The organism is Streptomyces sp. NPDC006435, from assembly GCF_040612315.1.
Lineage (GTDB): Bacteria > Actinomycetota > Actinomycetes > Streptomycetales > Streptomycetaceae > Streptomyces.
Genome location: NZ_JBEXPY010000067.1, coordinates 1 through 19804, shown reverse-complemented (window position 1 = coordinate 19804; position 19804 = coordinate 1). Strand labels below are relative to the sequence as shown.

At 71.9% G+C, this 19804-nt stretch carries 17 protein-coding genes; 11 read left to right on the top strand and 6 right to left on the bottom strand.

Annotated features, from left to right (window positions below):
• Positions 1-113: 113 nt before the first annotated feature.
• Positions 114-1481 (top strand): FAD-dependent oxidoreductase, encoded by a 1368-nt coding sequence (locus ABZZ04_RS36380; RefSeq protein WP_356936521.1) that lies wholly within the window; start codon positions 114-116, stop codon positions 1479-1481.
• Positions 1482-1613: 132 nt separating this feature from the next.
• Here ABZZ04_RS36380 and ABZZ04_RS36375 read toward each other — a convergent pair whose 3' ends face one another.
• Positions 1614-2666 carry a chitinase gene (locus ABZZ04_RS36375; protein ID WP_356936520.1) on the bottom strand — a complete coding sequence of 351 codons (1053 nt, stop codon included), beginning with the start codon at positions 2664-2666 and terminating at the stop codon, positions 1614-1616.
• Between the two features lie 386 nt (positions 2667-3052).
• On the opposite strand from ABZZ04_RS36375, the gene ABZZ04_RS36370 reads away from it, so the two are divergent.
• From ABZZ04_RS36370 to ABZZ04_RS36345, 6 genes are all read left to right on the top strand, one after another.
• Positions 3053-4102, top strand: a complete 1050-nt coding sequence (locus tag ABZZ04_RS36370; protein ID WP_356936519.1) for an iron-siderophore ABC transporter substrate-binding protein — start codon at positions 3053-3055, stop codon at positions 4100-4102.
• Positions 4103-4118: 16 nt separating this feature from the next.
• Positions 4119-5156: an iron ABC transporter permease gene (locus ABZZ04_RS36365; protein ID WP_356936518.1), complete on the top strand. Its 1038-nt coding sequence runs from the start codon at positions 4119-4121 to the stop codon at positions 5154-5156.
• Positions 5153-6217, top strand: coding sequence for an iron chelate uptake ABC transporter family permease subunit (locus tag ABZZ04_RS36360; protein WP_356936517.1), 1065 nt, complete (start codon positions 5153-5155; stop codon positions 6215-6217). Before ABZZ04_RS36365 ends, ABZZ04_RS36360 begins: the two co-directional genes overlap by 4 nt.
• Before the next feature lie 434 nt (positions 6218-6651).
• Entirely contained in the window at positions 6652-7506 is an 855-nt protein-coding gene (locus tag ABZZ04_RS36355) for a YndJ family protein (protein WP_356936516.1), read from the top strand.
• Positions 7503-8027 (top strand): DUF1990 domain-containing protein, encoded by a 525-nt coding sequence (locus ABZZ04_RS36350; protein WP_356936515.1) that lies wholly within the window; start codon positions 7503-7505, stop codon positions 8025-8027. Before ABZZ04_RS36355 ends, ABZZ04_RS36350 begins: the two co-directional genes overlap by 4 nt.
• A 60-nt stretch (positions 8028-8087) precedes the next feature.
• Complete coding sequence (locus tag ABZZ04_RS36345; protein ID WP_356936514.1) at positions 8088-9524, top strand: lipase maturation factor family protein; 1437 nt, start codon at positions 8088-8090, stop codon at positions 9522-9524.
• Between the two features lie 117 nt (positions 9525-9641).
• Here the strand turns inward: ABZZ04_RS36345 and ABZZ04_RS36340 are convergent, their stop codons facing one another.
• Both ABZZ04_RS36340 and ABZZ04_RS36335 read right to left on the bottom strand, forming a co-directional pair.
• Positions 9642-9818 (bottom strand): hypothetical protein, encoded by a 177-nt coding sequence (locus ABZZ04_RS36340; RefSeq protein WP_356936513.1) that lies wholly within the window; start codon positions 9816-9818, stop codon positions 9642-9644.
• Between the two features lie 350 nt (positions 9819-10168).
• A complete protein-coding gene (locus tag ABZZ04_RS36335) occupies positions 10169-11653 on the bottom strand; it encodes an SDR family NAD(P)-dependent oxidoreductase (protein WP_356936512.1) in 1485 nt (494 codons plus the stop codon).
• Between the two features lie 293 nt (positions 11654-11946).
• Here ABZZ04_RS36335 and ABZZ04_RS36330 point away from each other — a divergent pair, with 293 nt between their 5' ends.
• A complete protein-coding gene (locus ABZZ04_RS36330) occupies positions 11947-12402 on the top strand; it encodes an ATP-binding protein (protein WP_356936511.1) in 456 nt (151 codons plus the stop codon).
• 99 nt (positions 12403-12501) lie between these two features.
• Here ABZZ04_RS36330 and ABZZ04_RS36325 read toward each other — a convergent pair whose 3' ends face one another.
• Positions 12502-13182 (bottom strand): (2Fe-2S)-binding protein, encoded by a 681-nt coding sequence (locus tag ABZZ04_RS36325; RefSeq protein ID WP_356936510.1) that lies wholly within the window; start codon positions 13180-13182, stop codon positions 12502-12504.
• Between the two features lie 220 nt (positions 13183-13402).
• Here ABZZ04_RS36325 and ABZZ04_RS36320 point away from each other — a divergent pair, with 220 nt between their 5' ends.
• Complete coding sequence (locus tag ABZZ04_RS36320) at positions 13403-14629, top strand: DMT family transporter (protein ID WP_356936509.1); 1227 nt, start codon at positions 13403-13405, stop codon at positions 14627-14629.
• On the opposite strand, the gene ABZZ04_RS36315 is transcribed toward ABZZ04_RS36320, so the two are convergent.
• Both ABZZ04_RS36315 and eat read right to left on the bottom strand, forming a co-directional pair.
• The gene (locus ABZZ04_RS36315; protein WP_356936508.1) at positions 14599-16089 is read right to left on the bottom strand and encodes a peptidoglycan DD-metalloendopeptidase family protein; all 1491 of its coding nucleotides are present in this window, start codon (positions 16087-16089) and stop codon (positions 14599-14601) included. The two genes, ABZZ04_RS36320 and ABZZ04_RS36315, sit on opposite strands and share 31 nt — an antisense overlap.
• Positions 16090-16319: 230 nt before the next feature.
• Complete coding sequence (gene eat, locus ABZZ04_RS36310; protein WP_356936507.1) at positions 16320-17789, bottom strand: ethanolamine permease; 1470 nt, start codon at positions 17787-17789, stop codon at positions 16320-16322.
• 432 nt (positions 17790-18221) lie between these two features.
• On the opposite strand from eat, the gene ABZZ04_RS36305 reads away from it, so the two are divergent.
• Together ABZZ04_RS36305 and ABZZ04_RS36300 are read left to right on the top strand one after the other, a co-directional pair.
• The gene (locus tag ABZZ04_RS36305) at positions 18222-19586 is read left to right on the top strand and encodes a glutamine synthetase family protein (protein WP_356936506.1); all 1365 of its coding nucleotides are present in this window, start codon (positions 18222-18224) and stop codon (positions 19584-19586) included.
• A gap of 72 nt (positions 19587-19658) precedes the next feature.
• Positions 19659-19804: aldehyde dehydrogenase family protein (locus ABZZ04_RS36300; protein WP_356936534.1), on the top strand; the 146-nt coding region annotated here is incomplete at its 3' end.

The following is a 19804-nucleotide window of genomic DNA, read 5'->3' as shown; positions in this document are numbered from 1 at the left end:
GGGAGTGACGGACGGGTAACGGATACGGTGTCCGTGAAGCGCGGTAAGCCCAGCCTTACCTCTACCCCGTGCCTCACCGTCCGCATCAGCTCGTTCTAAGGACCCGCACCTCCATGACCCGCCCCGTCCGCGTCGCCATAGTCGGAGCCGGCCCCGCCGGCATCTACGCAGCGGACGCGCTGCTGAAATCCGAGGCCGCCCAGGACCCGGGTGTTTCGATCGACCTGTTCGAGCGGATGCCCGCCCCCTTCGGCCTGATCCGCTACGGAGTGGCCCCGGACCACCCCCGGATCAAGGGCATCGTCCAGGCGCTCCACCAGGTCCTCGACAAGCCGCAGCTGCGGCTCTTCGGCAATGTCGACTACCCCAACGACATCGGCCTGGACGACCTGCGGTCGTTCTACGACGCGGTGATCTTCTCCACCGGCGCCGACGCGGACCGCGCGCTCGACATCCCGGGCAACGCCCTGGAGGGCTCCTACGGCGCCGCCGACTTCGTCTCCTGGTACGACGGCCACCCCGACGTGGCGCGCACCTGGCCCCTGGAGGCCAAGAAGGTCGCCGTGCTGGGCGTGGGCAACGTGGCCCTGGACGTGGCGCGCATCCTCGCCAAGACGGCGGACGAGCTGCTGCCCACCGAGATCCCCGCCAACGTCCACGAGGGCCTCAAGGCCAACAAGGCCCTGGAGGTGCACGTCTTCGGGCGCCGCGGCCCGGCGCAGGCCAAGTTCAGCCCGATGGAGCTGCGGGAGCTGGACCACTCGCCGAACATCGAGGTCATCGTCAACCCCGAGGACATCGACTACGACGCGGGCTCGATCGAGACCCGGCGGGGCAACAAGCAGGCCAACATGGTCGCCTCCACGCTGGAGAACTGGGCCATCCGCGACGTCGGCGACCGGCCGCACAAGCTGTTCCTGCACTTCTTCGAGTCCCCGGTGGAGATCCTCGGCGAGGACGGCCGGGTCGTCGGCCTGCGCACCGAGCGGACCGAGCTGGACGGCACCGGCAACGTCAAGGGCACCGGCACCTTCACCGACTGGGACGTGCAGAGCGTCTACCGCGCGGTCGGCTACTACTCGCGGGAGCTGTCGAAGCTCCCGTTCGACGTGGTCTCCGGCACCGTTCCGCACGCCGCGGGGCGGGTCGTGGACGGCGGGGAGCACATGACGTCGGTGTACGTCACGGGCTGGATCAAGCGCGGTCCGGTCGGCCTCATCGGCCACACCAAGGGCGACGCCAACGAGACGGTGGCCTGCCTGCTGGAGGACCGGGCCGAGGGCCGGCTGCCCGCCCCCGTCCGGCCCGAGCCGGAGGCCGTCACCGCCTTCCTGGAGGAGCGCGGCGTCCGCTACACCACCCGTGAGGGCTGGCACCGCCTGGACGCGCACGAGCAGGCCCTGGGCGCGGAGCAGGGACGCGAGCGGATCAAGGTCGTGGAGCGCGAGGCCATGCTGGACGCCTCCGAGCCCCGCGACTGAGCGCACGACGCCCCGTCCGTACGTCCACCGGCGCGGCGGACGTACGGACGGGCGGCTCCGCCCCCCTCGGCGAAGCCGCCCGTCCGCGCCCCTCCGCCCCCGGAGCACCGTCCCGGGGGCGGTTTCGCCGCCTCAGCGGCCCTGGAGCGACCTGACGTTGTCCCCGAAGGTCCAGCCCCTCGAACCGTCCCAGTTGAGCGACCAGGTCATCAGGCCCTTGAGGCTGTTGCCGTAGTGGTTCCAGGCCTGCGAGACCTGACCCGTCGACATGTGGCCGCCGCCCGCACCCGGCTGGGCCGGCAGTCCCGGCACCTGCTTGTCGTAGGGGACCTTGATCGTGGTGCCCTGGATGACGAGCCCCTTGTCCAGACAGTCCGTCTGCTTCGTGAAGCCCTCGACCGTGCCGGCGGAGTACGAGTCGCCGGAGCAGCCGTACATGCTGCCGTTGTAGTACTGCATGTTCAGCCACCACAGGCGGCCGTTGTCCGCGTACTTCTTCACGATGGGCAGGTACGCGCCCCAGATCGAGCCGTACACGACACTCCCGCCTGTGACGTAGGCCGTCTCCGGAGCCATCGTCAGGCCGAAGTTCGACGGCATCCGTTCGAGCACGCCGTCGATGATGCGGATCAGGTTGGCCTGCGAGGCCGACAGCTGGTTGATGTTGCCGCTGCCGGTCAGGCCGGTCTCGATGTCGATGTCGATGCCGTCGAAGTTGTACTTCTTGAGGATCGGCACGATCGTCTCGACGAACCGGTCGGCGACGGCGGCGGAGTTGAGGTCGATGCCGGCGGTCGCGCCGCCGATGGACATCAGGGTGGTGAGCCCGGATTCCTTCGCCCGGCACATCTCGGCCGGGGTCGGGACCTTCACGGTGGCGTCCATCCCGTCCTCCCACAGGACGGTGCCGTCCGAAAGGATGACCGGGAAGGCCGCGTTGATCACGTTGTAGCCGTGCTGCGTGATCCGGCTGTCGGTGATCGGTATCCAACCGAGCGGCGGGTGCACGCCGTTCGACGCGCCGTCCCAGTTCTCCCAGTACCCCTGGAGGACCTTGCCCGCGGGCTTCGACTTGACGGCGCAGGTGTCGTCCTGCGCCGCGCTCGGCGTCGCGCCCACCAGCAGCTGTACGACACACGCCGCCGCGAGGCCGACCCCCAGCAGGCGCGATGTCCGTCCCAACATACCCAGTTCCCTTCGTGTCGCCGCCGGACGGCACCGGGGCGGCACCCCCGGGAACGGTCCGGCACGGGGCGCGCCGGGCGCACGAAAGTCATGCCCCTGACAACGCTGTACGGATTCCTGCACCTCACGGTGGCCCACACGCTAAAGAGGTCCAGACCTTCCGTCAATAGGTCTGGACCAAAGAGGGCCCCTCTCGATCCCCACACCCCCCGGCAGCACTTCCGGGGGGCCGGTTGTCGCCACACAAAGGCTTAGCTTAGGCTTGCCTAACCCTTTGCGATCTGCATCGGACGTGCTCCGCGCGTTCCGGCTGCGACCGCCGTGTCGGCGACCCCGCTCGCCGGCGCGGGGCCCGTTGCTCCATCCGCCAAACCTGAGGAACCTCCATGTCCCGGTTCACCCGCGCGCGTCGCCGGACGTTCGCCGCAACTGCCGCCGCCGCGGCCCTCGTTCTCACCCTCGGTGGCTGCTCGTCGAGCGACGGGGACGAGAAGGAGTCCGGCGCGTCCGGGAAGAGCGGCGGGGCGTTCCCCGTCTCCATCAAGAGCGCGCTCGGCACGGCCGAGATCAAGGAGCAGCCCGAACGGGTCGTCACCCTCGGCCAGGGCTCGGCCGAGACCGCCATCGCGCTCGGCCACACCCCGGTGGGCATCGAGAAGTACGAGTGGGGCAGCGACAAGACGGGCTACCTGCCCTGGATCCACGAGGCGGTGAAGAAGTCCGGCGACAAGCTGCCGACCCAGTTCACCGGCGGCGAGGACATCGACTTCGAGGCGATCACCGAGCTGGAGCCGGACGTCATCCTCGCGCCGTGGTCCGGGATCACGCAGAAGGACTACGACATCCTCAAGGACATCGCCCCCACCGTCGCCTACCCGGACCTGCCGTGGAGCACGGACTGGGACCAGCAGATCGAGATCATCGCCAAGGCGCTGGGGCAGCCCGCCGAGGCGAAGACCCTCACCTCGAAGATCGAGAAGCAGCTGGCCGACGCGGCGGCGACCCGGCCGAACTACAAGAAGCACACGTTCTCGTACATCTACAACACCGGCCCCGGCACCCTCGGGGTGTTCAAGCCCGATGAGCAGCGCGTCAAGATGGTCTCCTCGCTCGGCCTCACGGTCGACCCGGTGGTGAACACCTTCAAGGAGACCAAGGGCACCGACTCCGCGCTCATCGGCCTGGAGAACGCGGAGAAGCTGAAGGACAGCGATCTGGTCTTCACCTTCTACATGGACGACAAGTCCCGCAAGGAGATCGAGGCGCAGCCGCTGTACGCGGCGATCCCCGCGGTCAAGAGCGGCGCCGTGGTGGCGAGCAACGACAACCCCTTCGTCACCGCCTCCTCGATCATCAACCCGCTCACCGTGCCGTGGGTGATCGACCGTTACCTGCCGCTGATCGACAAGGCCGTCGAGGCCGCCGACAAGGGCTGAGGCCGAACCCCGCACCATGGCCACCACCACGCACGCACCGCCGAGCGGTGCCGGTACCTCACGGACCGGCACCGCTCGGCGGGCTTTCTCCGTCCTGTTCGCGCTCGCCCTCCTCGCACTCGCCGTGCTCGCGAGCGTCATGTTCGGCAGCCGCACCACCTCGTTCGGCGATGTGCTGGACGTCCTGTCCGGCACCGCGGACCCGAATGTCACCACCATCGTCGAGAGCCGCTACCCGCGGACCGCGCTCGGCGTGCTGGCCGGTCTCTGCCTCGCCGTCGCGGGCACCCTCATGCAGGGGGTGTCCCGCAATCCGCTGGCCGACCCCGGCCTTCTCGGGATCAACGCGGGCGCGTCCGCGAGCATCGTCGCCGCGACGGCGTTCCTGGGGGCGTCGGGCAGCACGGAGACCATGTGGTGGGCGCTGCCCGGCGCGTTGCTCGCGGGGCTGCTCGTCCACGCGATCGGCTCCGCGGGGTCGGGCGGCGGGCTCGTCCGGCTCGTGCTCGCCGGCGCGGTGCTCTCCGCCGTGCTCACCGCGTTCATCCAGGCGGTGACGCTGAGCAGGCCGCAGGTCTTCGACAGCTACCGGTACTGGGTCGTCGGGGCGCTCGGCGGACGGGACTTCGACGTCCTGTGGTCGGTCCTGCCGTTCGCGGTGGCCGGTCTGGTGACCGCCGCCGTGCTGGGGCCCGGCCTCAACGCGCTCGCGCTCGGCGACTCGACGGCGGCCTCCCTGGGGGCGAGTCCGGCGCTGGTGCGGGCGGGCGGGCTGCTCGCGGCCACGCTGCTGAGCGCGGCGGCGACGGCGGCGGTCGGTCCGATCGCCTTCGTCGGCCTGGCCGTGCCGCACGTGGTGCGGGCCGTGGTCGGCGTCGACTTCCGCATGCAGATCCTTTTCTCGGCGCTGGTGGGTCCGGCGCTGCTGCTCCTCGCGGACGTCGTGGGCCGGGTGGTCATGCGCCCGCAGGAGCTGATGGTCGGTGTCGTGACCGCGTTCATCGGGGCGCCCGCACTGCTCGTCGCCGTACGCAGGATGAGGGGCAACTCATGACGTCGCATCGGACCGCGGTCCGCGCCGCATCGCCCAGGAAGGTGCTGAGGATCGGCGGGAGGGTGGCCCTGCCGGTCCGGCGGGTGTCGGTGCTGACCGGCCTCGTCCTGCTGGTGCTGCTCGTGGCGGGCGCCGTCGCCACGCTGTCGCTCGGGCGGCTCGGCATCCCGCTCGCCGATCTGGCCGGGGCGGTGACCGGCGGGGCCGAGGGCAAGGACGCGTTCGTCCTGGAGCGGCTGCGCGGCCCCCGGCTGACGGTGGCCGTGGGCACCGGTGCGGCGCTCGGGCTCTCCGGCGCCCTGTTCCAGTCCGTCACCCGCAATCCGCTCGGCAGCCCCGACGTGATCGGGCTGGCGTCCGGCGCCGGCGCGGGTGCCGCGATCGCCGCGCTGCTGTTCCCGGACACCGTTCCGGTGGCGCTCGGCGCGCTGCTCGGCGCCGTCCTCGCCATGGCCCTGGTCTACGTGTCGACCGGGACCGGATTCCGCAACCCGGCCCGGCTCGTCATCGCGGGCATCGGGGTCGCCGCGATCGGTACCGCGATCACCCAGTACGTCGTCTACGCCATGGAGCGGGACCGGGCCGCCGTCCTCACCGCCTACGTCAACGGCAGCCTGTCGGCGCGGTCGTGGGAGGACGCCACCACGATCTGGCTGGTGCTGCTGGTCGTGGCGCCGCTCACCGCGCTGCTCTCGCGCCGGCTGGACATCGGGGAGATGGGCGACGACATCGCGGACGCGCTCGGTTCCGAGCCCCGGCGCACGAAGACGGCCGCCGTCGTGCTGGCGATCGTGCTCTCGGCGGCCGCCGTCAGCGTCGCCGGCCCCATCGCGTTCATCGCGCTGACCGCCCCGCAGGTCGCCAAGCGGATCACCCGGGTCTCCGGCCCGCACCTGGCGCTGTCGGCCCTGACCGGCGCGCTGCTGCTGGTGCTCGCGGACCTGTGCGCCCAGCAGGTGACGCTCTTCGACAACCTGCCCGTCGGCATCTACACGATGGCCATCGGCGGCAGCTACCTCGGCTATCTGCTGGTACGGGAGTGGCGCCGGGGAGCCCTGTGAGGTCCGGCGCCGGACACTACGCGTCGTCCGGGCGGACGAAGTAGTCGTACGGCGCCACGGACACTCCCTCGACGACGCACCGCGGGTCGTCCTCCCCCGCCGTCGGGTCCACCTCTCGCGCCTCCGGCACGCACATGGACCGGACGGAGAACCCGGCGTGGAAGTCGTGGCCGATGTCGCACGGGGCGCTGGTGAGCCCCTTGACGGCCGATGCCTTCCTCGGCCCGGCTCCGGTGGTCCCCGATCATGACGGGCCCGCGCCCCGCCCGGGAAGGATCTCCATGGCGGCATCCTGCCATCGGCCCCCGGCCCCCTCCCCCACCCTCCGCGCGATCCGTTCCCGCCTTCCCCGACCCCCTTCTTGAACACGTTCAAGAAAGCTCGTAGAGTCGGCGCCGAACAGAGTTGAACACGTTCAAGTCAGGGGGGCGGCCATGTCGGTGCTGGTCAATTCGATCGTGATGCTGGGCATGCTGGTGGTGGTTCCCGCGGGGCTGCGGCTGATCGCCGCGCCCGAGCTGGACCGGATGCGACGACTGTGGCCGCTCTTCGCCGTCCCCGGGGCCGTGGCCCTGTGGCTGCCGCGCGGCACGGCCGCCACCGCGCCGGCGGTCTGTTACGCCCTCGGGACCGTGCTCCTGGCCCTGCACGCCCCGCCCCGGCTGCTCCGCGGCCTCCGGGCGTCCGGGACCCCTGCCGTGGCGCCCGCCGAGATCGCCCTGCTCACCGCGCTTGTCACCCCGTCGATCGCCGCCACCGCCCTGGTCGCCGAACGCTCGGGGCACGCGCTCTTCGGCTTCGGGCTCGACATCCTCGCGCTGACCGTGCCGCACTTCCACTTCGCCGGGTTCGCCGCCGCGCTGGTCGCGGGGCTCGTCTGCGGACTCTCCGACAGCCCCGCTGGCAGGTTCGCCGCGCTGAGCGTCCCGCTGGGCACCCTGCTCGTCCTGATCGGCTACTTCATCGGGGACTGGGCCGAACTGGCCGGCGCGGTCGTCCTGACCGCGGGAATGTGGGCCGTCGCCCTCCTCACCTGGCGGTCGGTCCGCACCGGTCAGCGGGACCGGACCACCCGGGTGCTGCTCGCCGTCTCGTCCGCCGTGCTCGCCGTCACCATGGTCCTCGCCCTGAGCTGGGCACTCGGCGAGGCCACCGGAATCCCGCACCCCACACTGACCTGGATGGCCGCCACCCACGGCCTCGGCAACGCCCTGGGCTTCGCCCTCTGCTCGCTGCTCGCCTGGCAGCGGCTCCGCACCGGCATCGACCACGAAAGCAGGACCGCATGAGCACCCTCACCTACTCCGAGGTAGGCGCCACCCGCCTCGGCCCGCTCCCCGACGGGTACCACCACCTGCACCACCGGACCCGGGTCGGGCGCGGCCGGGCCGACTTCGAGGCGGCGGGCGCGGCGGTCACCGAGTGGCGCATGCACCGCACCGGCGGGGCCCGGGTCCGCGCGTCGGCGGGCCGGGCCGAGGCCGGGGTCCGCGTCCGGGTGTCGCTGGGCCTCGGCCCGCTCCGGTTCACCGCCCCCTGCCGGGTCGTCTGGGCCGCGTACGAGCAGGACCGCACCGGGTTCGCCTACGGGACCGAGATCCGGCATCCGGAACGCGGCGAGGAGTCCTTCGTGGTGGAGCTGGCGGACGACGGGACGGTGTGGTTCACCGTCCTGGCGTTCAGCCGCCCGGCCGTCTGGTACACCCGGCTCGCGGGCCCCGTCGTCCCGGTGCTCCAGCGGTGCTACGCCCGGTGGCTCGGCACCGTGCTCCGCCGTGTCGTGGCCGAGGGGCGCGGCGGACGGAACTGAGGGGCCGGGGCGGGCGGAGCTGAGGGGCCGGGGCGGGGCGCCGGACCGATACTGGAGGTGATGGAGTGGTTCACCGCGGACGGGTACTGGCTCAGCCGGCTGGTCTTCCAGCGGGCCCTCGCCGGTGTGTACCTGTTCGCCTTCCTCACCGCCGCGCTCCAGTTCCGGGCCCTGATCGGGGAACGCGGCATGCTGCCGGTGCCCGACCTCCTGCGGCGCACGGACTGGCGCGAGGGCCCCGGGCTCTTCCGGCTCCACTACTCCGACCGCTTCTTCGCCCTCGTCGCCTGGACCGGCTGCGCGCTCGCCGTCGCCCTGCTCGCGGGCGTGGACTCGTACGTTCCGCTCTGGGCGGCGATGCTGCTGTGGGCGCTGCCCTGGTTCCTCTACCTCTCGATCGTCCAGGTCGGTCAGACCTGGTACGGGTTCGGCTGGGAATCGCTGCTGCTGGAGACCGGCTTCCTCGCGGTCTTCCTCGGCAACGGGCCCACGTCCCCGCCGGTGCTGGTGCTGTGGCTGCTGCGCTGGGTGCTGTTCCGGGTGGAGTTCGGCGCCGGGCTGATCAAGATCCGGGGCGACGAGTGCTGGCGCAGGCTGACGTGTCTGTACTTCCATCACGAGACCCAGCCGATGCCGGGGCCGCTGAGCTGGTTCTTCCACCGGCTGCCGAAGCCCCTCCACCGGGCCGAGGTGGCGGCCAACCACTTCACCCAGCTCCTGGTGCCGGTGCTCCTGTTCACCCCGCAGCCGGTGGCGGGCGCCGCCGCCGGGCTGATGATCGTCACCCAGCTGTGGCTGGTGCTCTCGGGGAACTTCGCCTGGCTGAACTGGCTGACCATCACCCTCGCCCTGTCCGCCGTCGACTGGTCCCCGTTCGTCCGGATGCCCGCGCAGTCCGCGCCGCCGCTCTGGTACGAGATCGTCGTCATCGCGGTCACCGCGCTGGTCGTCCTCCTCAGCCACCGCCCGGCGCGCAACCTCGTCTCCCGCCGCCAGGTGATGAACCGCTCGTTCGACCCGCTTCACCTGGTCAACACCTACGGCGCCTTCGGCAGCATCAGCCGGGTCCGGCTGGAGGTGGTGGTCGAGGGCACGGACGAGCGGGTGCTCCACGACGGCACCCACTGGCAGGAGTACGGCTTCCGCGGCAAGCCTGGCGACCCGCGCCGGATGCCCCGCCAGTTCGCCCCGTACCATCTGCGGCTCGACTGGCTGATGTGGTTCGCGGCGCTCTCCCCCGCGTACGCCCGGCCCTGGTTCGGCCCGTTCGTGGAACGGCTGCTGGAGAACGACCGGGACACGCTGCGGCTGCTGCGCCACAACCCCTTCCCCGACGCCCCGCCCGTCCACGTCCGCGCCCGGGTGTACCACTACCGGTACACCACCTGGCGCGAGCTGCGGGCCACCGGGCGCTGGTGGCACCGGACCCATGTGCGGGAGTTCATGCCCCCGGTCTCGCTCGGTCCCGCCCGGACCGGCCCGGCCCGGCGGTCCTGAGCCCGGACCCGCCGCCCGGTACCGGGGATGATGCCCCGAACGTCTGAGCTCCGGTCCGCAGCGCGCGGCCCGGAGCTCAGACGTTCGAATGTTCGGGCGGAGATCCGTGGAACGGCGTCAGTCGATGCCGGGCAGGATGTGCGGCTCGGCGAGGTCGTCCTCGTAGCCGGCCAGCCGGATCGGCGCGGACCTGGCCCAGACCTCGATGTTCCGGAGCTTCTCGGGCCTGCGGGCCCGCTCCCCGTATCGTTCGACGGATCGTTTCTCGTGCTTCGTCAGTTCCGGTGTCGTCACCGCGCACTCCTTCGTGTCGCGTAGCCCCGGGCGTCGCCGACGTTCCGGCCTCATCACCGGGAGATCGGCCACTCATGGGGGCAGGGGCAAGAACAGTTCGGTCGCGGTGGCGCCGGGTACGGGGGCGGGACGGCGACTTGGTTGACAAGCCTGTCCCAGGACAGTCGAGGAGAGTTTGTGGACTCCTCGATTACGTCCGTTCACATCAGAGTAACCAAATGAGCGCCGCCGTGCTCGATGGAATGTGTGCTACTGGTCACTTTCGGCCACCTCGTACGGGAAAGACCCGGCCAGGAATGTCTCCCGGCCGGGTCCTCGACGGCTCGCGCGTCACCGCGCCGCCGGACGGGCTACCACTTGCCCGGCGCGTAGTCCTTGAGGAAGCAGCCGTACAGGTCCTCGCCCGCCTCGCCGCGCACGATCGGGTCGTAGACGCGGGCGGCGCCGTCCACCAGGTCGAGCGGGGCGTGAAAACCCTCCTCGGCGAGACGGATCTTGTCGGGGTGCGGGCGCTCGTCGGTGATCCAGCCGGTGTCGACGGCCGTCATCAGGATGCGGTCCTTCTCGAACATCTCCTGGGCGCTGGTGCGGGTGAGCATGTTCAGCGCGGCCTTGGCCATGTTGGTGTGCGGGTGGCCCGCCCCCTTGTAGCCGCGGCCGAACACGCCCTCCATCGCGGAGACGTTGACCACGTAGGCGCGCTCGGCCGCGGTCGCCGCCATCGCCGGGCGCAACCGGCTGATCAGGATGAACGGGGCGGTGGAGTTGCAGAGCTGGACCTCCAGCAGCTCGATCGGCCCGACCTCGTCGACGGTCTGGACCCAGCTGTTGGTGTCGTGCAGGTCGGGGACGAGCCCGCCCGCGTCGATCGCCGTCCCGGCGGCGATCCGCTCCAGCGAGGCGGAGCCGGTGACCAGGGCGAGCTCGGTGACGTCCTGCGCGCTCAGGCCCTCCTTGCGGGCGGCCGGGAGCGCGGTGACCCGGTCGACGGTGCCGCTGCCGAAGGTGCCGATGACCTCCGACGCGGGCAGCTCGCCCGCCGGGAGCGGCGCGGACTCGGCGTTGACCAGCTCGCTGTACGCGTTCGCGGAGCGGCGCACGGTCTGCGCCGCGTTGTTGATCAGGATGTCCAGCGGCCCCTCGGCCGCCACCGAGTCGGCGAGCGCGACGACCTGGGCGGGGTCGCGCAGGTCGATGCCGACGACCTTCAGCCGGTGGATCCACTCCCCGCTGTCCGGCATCGCCTTGAAGCGGCGGATCGCGTCGTTGGGGAAGCGGGTGGTGATGGTGGTGTGCGCGCCGTCGCGCAGCAGCCGCAGCGCGATGTACATGCCGATCTTCGCCCGGCCGCCGGTCAGCAGCGCGCGCCGGCCCGTGAGGTCGGTCCGGGCATCGCGGCGGGCGCGGTTCTCCTGCGCGCACGACTGGCACAGCTGGTGGTAGAACGCGTCCACCTCGACGTACCGGGTCTTGCAGATGTAGCAGGAGCGGGGGCGCTGGAGCACCCCGGCGATCTCGCCGCGGGTGGACGAGGACGGCAGGACGCCCTGGGTCTCGTCGTCGATCCGGTCGGCCGAGCCGGTCGCGGTGGCCTCGGTGACCGCCTTGTCGTGCGCGGTCTTGGCGGCGCGGCGCTCCTGGCGGCGGCGCTGCTTCACGGTCCGGTAGATCCCGGCGGTGGCACGGCGCACGGCGACGGCGTCGGGGTGGTCGACCTCGATCATGTCGAGCTCGTCGAGCACGCTCAGGCAGACGGCCAGCCGCTCCGGGTCGATTCCGGGACCGAAATCCTCAGTTCCGGGAGCGAGCTCCGGGCTGTCCTCTGTCACCGTCATCGCCGTTCCTCTGCCATCCGTCTCTCGTGGCGCCGACCGCCGTGTCTGACCTGCTCTGCCGGGCGAACGCCCCGGTCAAGTCTGCCATGCACCCGACGCTGCTCCGTTCGCGTGACAGTGTGCGGCTCCCCTCCGGACCGGCCCGGCGCACGGCGCACGGGAAGGGGTGCGACCGACCGATCAGGCCGTGGCCGAAAACTGGTGGGTTCTCCTCGGAGTGGGACCGTTTCCCGCGGGTAGGCGGACGTCGAGAAGCTGTCACCGGACTTTCCCGCTCGCCCTGGCTGGAGCACATGAACGAACAGGTCACCTCGCGCCCGGTCGGCCGCCCCGGCCCGGACCGGTATCCGGAGGTGCTGCACAGCGCCGAGGTGTTCGCCGGCGAGCCCGGCTGCATCGCGCGGGCACGGGCGCTGGCCGACCGTTTCCTGGTCCGGCTGGCCGCCGAGTGGCTCGCGGTGTTCGGCGAACGCACCCGAGGCGACCTGATGCTGGCGGTGAGCGAGCTGGTCACCAACGCGGACCGCTACAGCCAGGGCCCCTATCTGCTGGAGCTGGAGGGCACCGCGGAGCGCGTCAGTGTCACGGTGTACGACAGCAGCGCCGCCCTGCCGCTGTTCTGCGCCCCCGACCCGGCGCGCCCGGGCGGGCACGGGATGGAGATCGTCGTGGCGCTGTGCGACCGGCTGACCGCCGAGCGCGTGCCGGTGGGCAAGCGCATCCGGGCCGAGTTCCAGCTGAGCAGTTGAGCTGTGGGGCGGGCGGGACGCCGCCCGCCCCACGACCACGGCCGCCCGGGCGCGGGCGGTGTGTCCGGTCCCGCTCCGGGGCGTTCGGTTCCAGGGCGTTCAGTTCCGCTCCAGGACGCAGTCCCCGCACAGTCCGCCGCCCGGGACCCGGTAGTACAGACAGCAGCTCCGTCTGCGGAACGCCGGGGCGTGCGGGGCCCCGGTGTCCCGCAGGTCCGGGTGGTCGAAGAGTTCGGCGGTCAGCGCGCGGGCCCGTGCGCCGACGTCGGGACGCCGGTGCGTACGCGCCCAGGTGACCAGCTGACGCAGCGAACCCGCCAGGGCCGACCCCGCGTTGCCCCACAGCAGCCGGTCGGACAGGGGGCCGTCCCGGTGGATCGCCTCGGCGAGGGGCACGAGGTGGCCGTACTGGACCTCCTCCCGGATCCGACAAGCGGTGCCGGGCAGCGAGACGGTGTCCTCCAGCCACAGGTCGTCGGGGGCCGTCCGTTCCGGTGCCCAGCGCAGGAGACCGGGCGTGAGCGCGGGGAAGCCGCCGGTCAGCGCGGCGGACCCGAGCGCGACCGACCAGAGGCGCGAGGCCAGTCCCAGGTGCGCGATCGAGGCGGCGACCCGGCGCTCGGACGTGCCCAGCCGGGCGGCGACGGTGTCGATGCGGGCGGTGAGCGGGGCGGACTCCCCCGCGTACAGCTCCGCCAGCGGGCGGGGTGCGCCGTCGGGCGGTGCCCCGGTCCGCAGTGCGAAGAACCCGCCCACCGAGGCCGCCGCGGACCCGTCCATCCCTCTGCTCCCTCCCGGCACCGCCCGGCCGCCGGCGTCGGTGCGCGGGGCTCCGGACGCCCGCGCCGCGGCGTTCACCGTAATGGTCCGAGGTTCTCCGGGGGGAGAACTACCCTCGGGAGGAGGACACTGGGACCACACCCGTACTACTTGGGCAGTACGTCGAATCGCAGCCTCAAGGACGACGACGCGGCCGTCCCGAAGGGACATCGTGGTGCACATGAGTTCCCTTGCGCTGTCCGTGCTTCTGTCACTGGTCTCCGCGGTCGCCTACGCGGCCGGGGCGATCGTCCAGGAACGCGTGGCCGCGGACGGGGACGGGAACTCGCTCGCCCCGCTGCGCAACCGCGTCTGGTGGGCCGCCGTGACGCTGAACGGGGTGGGCGCGGTGCTGCACGTCGTGGCGCTGGCCTACGGCCCGCTCAGCCTCGTCCAGCCGCTCGGGGCGCTCACCATCGTCTTCGCCCTGCCGATGGCGGCACTCTTCGTGCGCCGCCGGGCGGGGGCCACCGCGTGGCGCGGCGCGATCATGACGACGGTCGGGCTGGCCGGTCTGCTCGCACTCACCGGGAACGCCGAGTCGCGCGCCCTGGACGGCCCGGACCAGCTGCTGCTCGCCGGTCTGACGCTCGGCACGATCGCGACGCTCCTGCTGGCCTCCCGGGGCGTGCGCCGGCCGGTGGTCCGCAGCGTGGTCCTGGCCGGTGCGGCGGGGGTCGCGTTCGGCATCGCCTCCGTGTTCACGAAGACGGTGGCGGTCGGGCTGACCTCCGGCGCGGTGGGCGCCGGGCTGCCGGCCCTGGTGGCGATCGGCGGTTTCGCCGCCTCCGGCCTGCTGCTCTCCCAGGCCGCGTACCGGGGTGCCGGGCTGACCGCGCCGCTGGCCACGGTGACCGTGGTGAACCCGGTGGTGGCCGCCGTCGTCGGCCTCACGCTCTTCGGAGAGGAGTTCCGGCACGGCACGACCGGGGCCGTGCTCGCCCAGGCCTGCGCGGTGCTCGCCGCGGGCGGCCTGATCCTGCTCACGACGGAACGCCTGGGTGCGGAACGGCACGCCGCGCGGGCCGTGGACGATGAGCTCCCGGACACCGCGGCGAGCGAGGGGCTCTTGGGCACCGCGGCAGGTGACGGGCTTTTGGGCACCGCTGCGGACGGACGGGAGGCGCGGGCCGCGGAGCCGGTGCCCGGCAAAGAGACGGTGCCCGGGGCGACCGGACCCGTCCTGGAGATGTTCGCGGCCGAGGCCGTCCCGGAGACGGTGCCCGAGCGGCGCCGGCTGCCGTTGCTGATGCCGCTGATGTGTCTGGAAAAGGTGGAGTTCACGGACGGGCGGCCCCGTTCCGACGCCGCGCGCCGGGGGCGCCCGTCCGACGGTCCCGGCGCGCCGGACGACGCGGCCGGGACCCACGGGGCCGTTCAGACCCTGGCGCCGCCCGCCCTGAGGTAGGCCAGCGGGTCGATGTCCGAGCCGTAGCCGGGGCCTGTGCGGATCTCGAAGTGCAGGTGCGGGCCGGTGCTGTTCCCGGTGGAGCCGGAGCGGGCGATGCGCTGGCCCGCGGAGACCTGCCGCCCCTCGCGCACATTGAGCGCGGACAGGTGCGCGTACTGGCTGTACTTGCCGTCGTTGTGCCGGATGACGACCTGGTAGCCGTACGCCCCTCCCCAGCCCGCCGAGACGACCGTGCCGGAGGCCACCGCCTTCACCGACGTACCGGTGGGTACGGGGAAGTCGACCCCGGTGTGGTAGCCGCTGGACCAGGAACCGGCCTGGTGGTACGGGGTCCCGATGCCGGCCGAGACGGGGGCGACGAGGCCGGTGTGCCTCTCGGGCCGTTCCTTCGGGCGGTGGTTCTCGGTCTTCTTCGGGTGCGGTTTCGGCTTCGTGCTCTGCTGCGGTTTCGGCTTCGCACTCTGGTGCGGCTTCGGCTTCTCGCTCTGCTGCGGCTTCGGCTTCGCCGCCTGGTGCTGCTGGGGGGCCGTCGGCCGGGTCTTCGGCTTCGCCTTCTCCGCCTGGTCCTGCTGCGAGGCGACCGGCCGGGTCTTCGTCCCGGTCCCGGTGGTCCGGTCGTGGGACCTGGCCGCCTGGCGCTCGGGGGCCGCCGCGCGGTGCTCGGGCTCCGCCGCGCCCGCCTTCGGCTGCTTCGTCCGGGCCGGGGTCTCCGCCCGCGACTTCGCCTCGGGTGCCTGGGCCGTGCGCCGCGGCCGGGCGGCCGGGTCGATGCTCAGCCGCTGCCCGGGGAAGATGAGGTCCGGATCGTCCCCCACGACCTCCCGGTTGGCCTCGTAGAGGCGCTGCCAGCCGCCCCGGACGTGCTCGGACGCCGCGATCGCGGAGAGCGAGTCGCCGCGGGCCACGGTGTACGACTCGCGCTTGCCGGGCACCGCGGTCGGCGAGGCGGCCGCGGCCGCCTGCTTCGCCCGCGCCTTCCGGTCGGCGGCCTGTTCCTGCTTCTCCTGCTTCTCCTGCTTCTCCGACGCCCGCACGCGATCGGTGCGTTGCGACTGCGGGGCGATGTCGGCGGTGTCGCCGCTCCTGGTCAGTCCCGCCTTCGTCGAGCAGCCCGGCCAGGCGCCGGGGCCCTGCCCTTCGAGCACCTTCTCGGCGATGGCTATCTGCTGGTCCTTGGTGGCCAGGTCGGCGCGCGGGGCGTAGAGCGTGCCTCCGTAGGCCGCCCAGGTCGAACGGGTGAACTGCAGTCCGCCGAAGTAGCCGTTGCCGCTGTTGATGTGCCAGTTGCCGGTGGACTCGCAGGCGGCGACCTTCTCCCAGACGTCCGGGGAGGCGGCGCCCGCCGGGGCCGCCGCCAGGAGCGGGAGCGCGAGGCCCGCACCGCCCGCGGTGACCGTGAGCGAGGCACGGTTGATCCGGCTGGGCTGATATTTGCGGTGCCGTCCGTTCGCGGCCATGACTTGGCTCCCCCACAGGCAATAGGACACGTCGCAAGCGCCCAACTTATGTGCAGTCAAAGGGAGATGACAAGAGAGCACCCGTATTCGCCCGTCACATCCGCCCCGTCCCCCGCCGTGGCACGGCACGGCGGGGGCGAGCGGGGCACCTGGACGCACGGACTTTTCCGGACCAATGGGGGTTCATGCGGACCCTTACAGGGTTCTGACGCCTCGTCGGGTTCGGTCGGTCAGTCCCGCGACAGTTCGGCCTCGGCCGCCGCCAGTGCGGCGAACTCCTCCTCCGGGGCGTTCGCGACGAGCCGGTGCCGGCTGTACAGGGCGAAGTAGGCCAGCGCCACCCCGTACACCCCGAGGGCGATGAACGCCGCGTCCCGGTCCACCAGGAAGGTCGCCACCAGCGCCGAGCAGGCCAGCACGAGGGCCACGGACGAGGTGAGCGCGCCGCCGGGCGTGCGGTAGGGCCGTTCGAGATCCGGCTCGCGGCGGCGCAGCACGACGTGGGAGAGCGCCATCAGCGCGTAGCTGATGGTGGCGCCGAAGACGGCGACGTTCAGCATCCGGCCGCCGTTGCCGACCCAGGCGGCCAGCGTGAAGCCGATCGCTCCGGGGATCAGCAGGCCGAGGTAGGGGGACCTGCGGCGGTTGGTGAGCGAGAGGAAGCGTGGCAGGTACCCGGCCCGGGACAGCGCGAACAACTGGCGGGAGCCGGCGAAAATCAGCGAGAAGAACGAGGCCACCAGACCGGCGAGACCCGCGTAGTTGACGAACCGGCTCAGGCCGGTGGGTCCGCCGTCGCCCTCCAGCGCGACCACGAGGGGGTTTCCGGCCTCCTGGATGGCCTTGGCGCCCTGCGCTCCGGTGGCGGAGAGGAAGGTGAGCACCGCCAGGCCCACCAGTACGGTCAGCGAGATGGCCAGCGCCTTCGGCATCGACCTGACCGGGTCCTTGGCCTCCTCGGCGGCGAGCGGCACGCCCTCGACGCCGAGGAAGAACCACATGCCGAAGGGGAAGGCGGCCCAGATGCCGAGCAGCCCGAAGGGCAGCCAGGACGAGGAGCCGAACGCGCCGGTGTCCACCGGGATGTCGTCGAGGCGGCTCGCGTCGAACTCGGTGAACGCTCCGATGGCGAAGACCAGCAGGGCGGCCACCGCGATGGCGGTCACGACCAGGCTGAACCGCAGAGCCTCGCCGACGCCCCACAGGTGGATGCCGATGAAGACGACGAAGCACGCGAGGTAGACGGGCCAGCCGGAGGTGAGGCCGAACAGGCCGAGCGATTCGACGTAGTCACCGATGAACAGCGAGATGGCGGCCGGGGCGAGGATGTACTCGATGAGGATCGCCGTGCCGGTGAGGAAACCGCCCCAGGTCCCCAGGGCGCGCCGCGCGAAGCCGTAACCGCCGCCCGCGGTGGGCAGGATGGCGGAGAGTTCGGCGAGCGCGAAGACCAGGCACGCGTACATCAGGCCCATCAGCACGGTGGCCGCGGCCAGTCCGCCGAAGCCGCCCTTGGAGAGGCCGATGTTCCAGCCGGAGTAGTCGCCGGACACGACGTAGGCGACGCCGAGTCCGGTCAGCAGGAGCCAGCCCGCACTGCCCCGGCGCAGGGTGCGGCGGTGCAGGTACTCGTCCACGCCGGACGCCCCGTCGCCGGGGCCGCCCGGCGGGCTGGTGGTGGTACCGGTTCCCTGGGTCATGGGGCGCTCCAGTCGTGTGTCGGCGGCGCTGCGCCGGGGCGTGGGGGCGAAGAGCGAGCCTTCGGCAAAGGTTCGGTGGCACACCTTTGTGGAACGCCGGGGGAAACACAAGGGGCGTACGTAAAAGAGTGGTTACGGATGCGCACCGCACCACCGCCGGGCCCACCCGACGACCGCACCCCGGAAGGAGGCGCCGGCCGACACGACGTCACGACGGCGGCATCCGTGACGACAACAGCGCCCGTGCGCCGATGCCGCACACGACCCCGACACCTCCGCGCGAACACCCTTCCCGGGCAACGGCGGAATCATCCCTTCGACCCGTGACGGAACTCCGGCACCCCTCTCGTCGCCGCCACCCTCCGGCCCCCTTCCCAAGCAATGGTCAACTGCCATACCTTATGGATCTCGGTGCACCCAAGGAGGAATCCCGTGGCAGACCGCACACCCCCGCTCGCCGTCGAGGAGCTGCGCTCGCTCGTCGCGAACGGGTCGATCGACACCGTCGTGCTGGCATTCCCCGACATGCAGGGGCGGCTCCAGGGAAAGCGGTTCGCCGCCGGGTTCTTCCTCGACGAGGTTCTGGAGCACGGCACCGAGGGCTGCAACTACCTGCTGGCCGTGGACACCGACATGAACACCGTCGACGGCTACGCGATGTCCTCCTGGGAGCACGGCTACGGCGACTTCGCCATGGTCCCGGACCTCGCCTCGCTGCGGCTCGTCCCCTGGCACGAGGGCACCGCCCTGCTGCTGGCCGACCTCGCCTGGCACGACGGCAGCCCGGTCGTCGCCGCGCCGCGCCAGGTTCTGCGCCGCCAGCTGGACCGGCTGGCCGGACTCGGCTACCGGGCCCAGGTGGGCACGGAGCTGGAGTTCATCGTCTTCAAGGACAGCTACGAGGAGGCGTGGGACCGCGACTACCGCGGGCTGACCCCGGCCAACCAGTACAACGTCGACTACTCCATCCTGGGCTCCGGCCGTGTGGAACCGCTGCTGCGCCGCATCCGCAACGAGATGCAGGCCGCCGGGCTGACCGTCGAGTCGGCCAAGGGCGAGTGCAATCTCGGCCAGCACGAGATCGCCTTCCGCTACGACGAGGCGCTGATCACCTGCGACCAGCACGCCGTCTACAAGACGGGCGCCAAGGAGATCGCCGCGCAGGAGGGCGTCTCGCTGACCTTCATGGCCAAGTACGACGAGCGCGAGGGCAATTCCTGCCACATCCACCTCTCGCTCACCGACGGCGACGGCGACAACGCGATGGCGGGCGACGGCCCGGACGGCATGTCGCCGCTGATGCGGCACTTCCTGGCCGGGCAGCTCGCCGCGCTGCGCGACTTCTCGTTGCTGTACGCGCCGAACATCAACTCCTACAAGCGGTTCCAGCCCGGGTCGTTCGCACCGACCGCCGTCGCCTGGGGTCATGACAACCGCACCTGTTCGCTGCGGGTGGTCGGTCACGGCCGCTCCCGCCGTTTCGAGAACCGGCTGCCCGGCGGCGACGTCAACCCGTACCTCGCCACCGCCGGGCTGGTCGCCGCGGGGCTGTACGGCGTGGAGCACGAACTGCCGCTGCCGGAGGTGTGCACCGGCAATGCCTACACCGCCGAGTACCAGCAGGTGCCGACCACCCTGCGCGAGGCCGCCGACCTGTGGGAGGCCAGCCCCATCGCCAAGGAGGCCTTCGGCGAGGAGGTCGTCGCGCACTACCTGAACATGGCGCGTGTCGAACTCGCCGCGTACGACGCCGCCGTGACCGACTGGGAACTGCGCCGTTCCTTCGAACGTCTGTGACCTCCGTCCCGCCCCCCGGCTCCCGTTCCCGTTCCCGTTCCCGTTCCCGTTCCCGATGATCGAGGCCCGTACGTGTCCCATCAGCCCGAACCCCGCAACCTGGACGTCCTGAACCCGGCCACGGCCGAGGTCGTCGCGACCGTCCCGGCCGCCACCCCCGCCGACGTCGACGCGGCCGTCGTCCGCGCCGCCACCGCCCAGCGCGCCTGGGCCGCCGC